3 protein-coding genes are annotated in these 3,700 nt (G+C 61.5%); all 3 read right to left on the bottom strand.

Annotated elements, in window-relative coordinates; translation table 11 throughout:
• Positions 1 to 26: 26 nt before the first annotated feature.
• Entirely contained in the window at positions 27 to 782 is a 756-nt protein-coding gene (locus tag BDIM_RS16545; RefSeq protein ID WP_143276852.1) for a hypothetical protein, read from the bottom strand.
• A 30-nt stretch (positions 783 to 812) separates the two neighbouring features.
• On the bottom strand, positions 813 to 2,042 hold the full coding sequence (locus BDIM_RS16540; RefSeq protein ID WP_003166702.1) for a GIY-YIG nuclease family protein: 1,230 nt from the start codon (positions 2,040 to 2,042) through the stop codon (positions 813 to 815).
• On the bottom strand, positions 2,035 to 3,700 hold a 1,666-nt coding region (locus tag BDIM_RS16535), incomplete at its 5' end, for a DEAD/DEAH box helicase (RefSeq protein WP_040346504.1). The genes BDIM_RS16535 and BDIM_RS16540, both read right to left, overlap by 8 nt.

Genomic DNA, 3,700 nt, shown 5'->3' with positions numbered 1-3,700 from the left:
AAGAGTGGAGGTCGGCTTGGCGGACGTCAGGCGTTCCGAATGGCCCGCTCTATCGGGTCATAGCCAAGATTGCCGTCGATGAAGTTCCAGCCGGTGAATATCTGCCAGATGAAACTGCACAGGAGCTTACTTTCATCGTATCCGGCCCCATTCCGTTCGATACGTCTCAGCGTGGCGTCGAGTCTAACCAGCGAGTTGTAAGCCTCTGGGTTGTCGATCAAGTTTGCATCGATCAGCCGGTCAACCGCCCGGCCAATGATCTGTAGGTTGAGGACGATCTCATCGTATTCCGGCGTGGGGTCGCTCATCTGGTTCTGGAATGCATAGAAGCCCTCGTCGGCCTCTCGCCCTCCGTCGAACAAGGCTCTAAACCCGTCCACCGTCAGCACGCGCTCAATGGTGCTGTGGTCCGCGATCAAATCAGTGCGACCACCTTTCCTACTTGCCTGGATCACCGCCAAAGCTATGTCGTGCTTTGCATTGCGGTAGCTTCGCAGCGCAACCTGTTTGACGAGATCGCGTCGCCTAACTTCAATCCGCTCACTGACGACGTAGTAGAATATGAAGGCAACGATGCCGCTCGTGCCGATGGCCAGTGCGACGTTGAGGGCGGGCGCGTATCTTGAGACCTGATCGGTTGGGGAAACGGACAGCGCGGCGAGTGATCCGCTCGTTAGTAAGGCAAAGCAGAGCAGTGAGGTCCACTCCAGCCAGCGACGTTTCGCAGTTCCGGCAAAAGCTGCCAATGCCGCCGGCACTTTGGTTGGTGCTTTGCTCCTCACGACCGCCATCCTGAATGAGATCGATAAGCCTCAGCGTTCCGAAACCAGCCGGCCAGCCTGCGGGTCATAAACGAACTCGACGATGCTTCCGTCGCGGATGCGCTCCACGGCCTCATCAATCGCACTGATCGGCACGAGGAACCACTCGCGCGGCTTCACATCATTGCCGAACCGATCAGGGATCGTGAGATCGAACAGCGCGGGCGCAAACACCTTGTGGATGAGGGCTTCGAGCTTCCGACATTGGACGCCGTAGACCTTGTAGGTGGCGACGACCTCGACGTCTGCGAGCAAGTAGGTCGCGCTCTTGTTCGCTCCGGCAATCCTTGCGGCCACGTCGCCGCCGGTCACGCCGATCTTGTGAAAGACCTGGCGGTGTTCCGCGACGAACGGCTGGTCTGAGAGGCTACGCAGAACGTAGATCGTTCCGTCCTCGATCTCGCCCTCATCGGCTTCGCTACCGAAGACTGGGCTGGGCGCCGCATCCTCAGCCACACCTCCAAAGAGCGGACCCGCGTCAGGTTCAGTGATGCGGCGTCCCGCATCATCCTTATAGAGCGCGCGCTGCAACGAACGGAGCAGGAGATCGCTCTCGGTGCCGTTCGCATAGATGACGCGCAAACGCGCGTCCGTCTCGCCGTTCGGCGCCTTGATAGGTTCTCCTACCGACGCGACGTAGGCGATCTGACCGCCGACGATGAAGAAGTCGCCCACGCGGATGTCGGCCTTCTGGAAGCCGGCGTCACGAACAAAACGGCGGGTGACGCGAACGCCCGCATCGAGGTCTCGCTGGACCTCGGCGAACAGCGGCTCGAAGACCTCGAAGTCCTCGCAACGCTCACGCCCGGCGATCTCTTCGGCGGCCTGACGCTCTTCCCGCGACGAGACGTGCCGCAGCTTGGTGATGTCCTGATCGTCGGTGCCGGCGAGTTCAGCGCGCAGTGCGTCGAGGTCCATCTCCTCGGGTTCGACAGGCACCGCCTCGGCGTCCAAGAGGCCGTGTTTGTCGAATGCCGCGAGCAGCGTCCGGCATTCCTCCAGACCACGCATCCGATCCAGCCGCACAGCGTAGAGCCGTTCGAAGATGTCCCGGTCCTCGCCGTGCAGAGGTGCGCGACCGTGCTCCTCAAAGAAGCGCACGATGTCCTCGAAGCCCGCGATGATGCGCTCCTCGCGTGGTGTGTAGGTCGCCGTTTTGGTCTCGGCCGGAGCGAAGTCGGCGAGTTCGGCGCGCAGGTCGTCAAGGCTCAGGTCAGACATACTTGCCTTCCCGGTCGTAGCGCATGAAGGCGGCGGCGCCCTCGGCCAGCTTGCGTTCCCATTCGTCAGCGGCATCGATGGATGGCGAGCGACCGCGTTCGCGACGGAAACGAACGGCGAGAGCGGCAAAGCCCTTGGCTTCCTCTGGCGAGAGAGGCGTCCGCTTAGCCGCGATCACCGACTGGACCTGCTTCAGCGTCGCCTCGTTCATGGACTTGGCCAGGACCGCATAGGCGGTCTCGAACGGGTTGATGCGGTCGATCAGGTCGATGTCGAGTTCCTTGACCTCAATGGCCAGCCGGCGAACACCATCGAGCAAAGCAGTGTTGGTCTTCGGCTCGCCCGGCTCGCCCGGCGTGTCCGGCGCGGCAGCAAGCTGCTTGGCCTTCTGCGTCAGGTTCAAGGCGGCGATGGCGTGCTGACGGATCGCCTCCTGATCCTCTGCACTCATGTCGGGATATTTGTCGCGGACGATCTTGCCCATGCGGACCTGTGTCAGTTCCTCGGGCACCGTCTCCTCGTCGAACAGGCCGCGTTCGAGCGCAGTCTTATCCTGCACGAAGGCTGTGATGACCTCGTTCAAATCCTCTTGGCAGACGCGCGTCGCCTCGGGACTCTTGGGCTGGACCAGGCCACCGATCTCGAAGTGGAATTGGCCAGTCTGATCGTTGAAACCGACGTTGGTTTTGCCTTCCTGATAGCCGTCGTCGCCGTAGTCGAAGCCTTCGATCTCGCCGTGATCTTTCGGCGTGAAGTTGAAGCGTGGCGCGAGCACTTGCTCCATCAGAAGGCTGGCGGCGATGGCTTTGAGTGTGTCGTTGATGGCATCGACAACGGCGCCTTCCGAGGCGTCTGGTTCTGCAATCAGATTGGTGAAGGACGCGCTTTCCTTGCCCGGCGCGTCGCGCGTCGCACGGCCGATGATCTGGATGATCTCGGTCAGGCTGGAGCGGTAGCCGACTGTCAGGGCGTGCTCGCACCAAATCCAGTCGAACCCTTCCTTGGCCATCCCGAGAGCCAGGATAATGTCCACATGGTCGCGGTCGTTCTTGTGCGCCGGGTCTTTCAAAGCGGTCAGCACCTTGGCGCGTTTTGCTTGATCGCCGTCATCGACCAGATCGGCGATCTTGATGATCCGGCCGTCCTCCAGCTTCACGCGATGGAAGCCGGTCGCCGGATCGGCGCCCAGCCACTCGCCGAGGCAGTGCATGATGTGCTCCACCTCCTTGATCTTGTCCGCAGTGCTCTCGCGCGAGTTTACGGACGGGATGTGGACGATGGTCTTCTTCGACGGATCGAGCACGGCCTCGATGGCGGTCAGATACCGACCGCTGTAGAAAAAGTATCCGATGTTTAGCGACTTGAGGTGCTCGTATCCGTTCAGTTGCTCGTAGTAGGTGTAGGTGACCGTCTCGAACTTGTTCTCGGCCTCGGGCATCAGCACCGGCGCCGCGTCGCCCCGGAAATAGCTGCCCGTCATCGCCACGATGTGCGCCTTGTCGCGCCGGATGAACTCGGCGAGTTGGGCACCCAGCCGATTGTCGGGGTTGGCCGAGACGTGGTGGAATTCGTCCACGGCGATCAGCCGTCCATCGAACGCCTCGACGCCAAGCTGATCCACTGCAAACCGGAACGTGGCGTGGGTGCAGACCAGCACC

Source organism: Brevundimonas diminuta ATCC 11568 (genome assembly GCF_000204035.1).
Lineage (GTDB): Bacteria > Pseudomonadota > Alphaproteobacteria > Caulobacterales > Caulobacteraceae > Brevundimonas > Brevundimonas diminuta.
Note: the sequence above shows the minus strand (reverse complement) of the source record. Positions and strands in the feature narration are given on the sequence as shown.

What these genes read in the sequence shown, in the direction of transcription:
- BDIM_RS16540 (WP_003166702.1), bottom strand. Translation starts at nt 2,042, where the DNA reads ATGTCTGACCTGAGCCTTGACGACCTGCGCGCCGAACTCGCCGACTTC.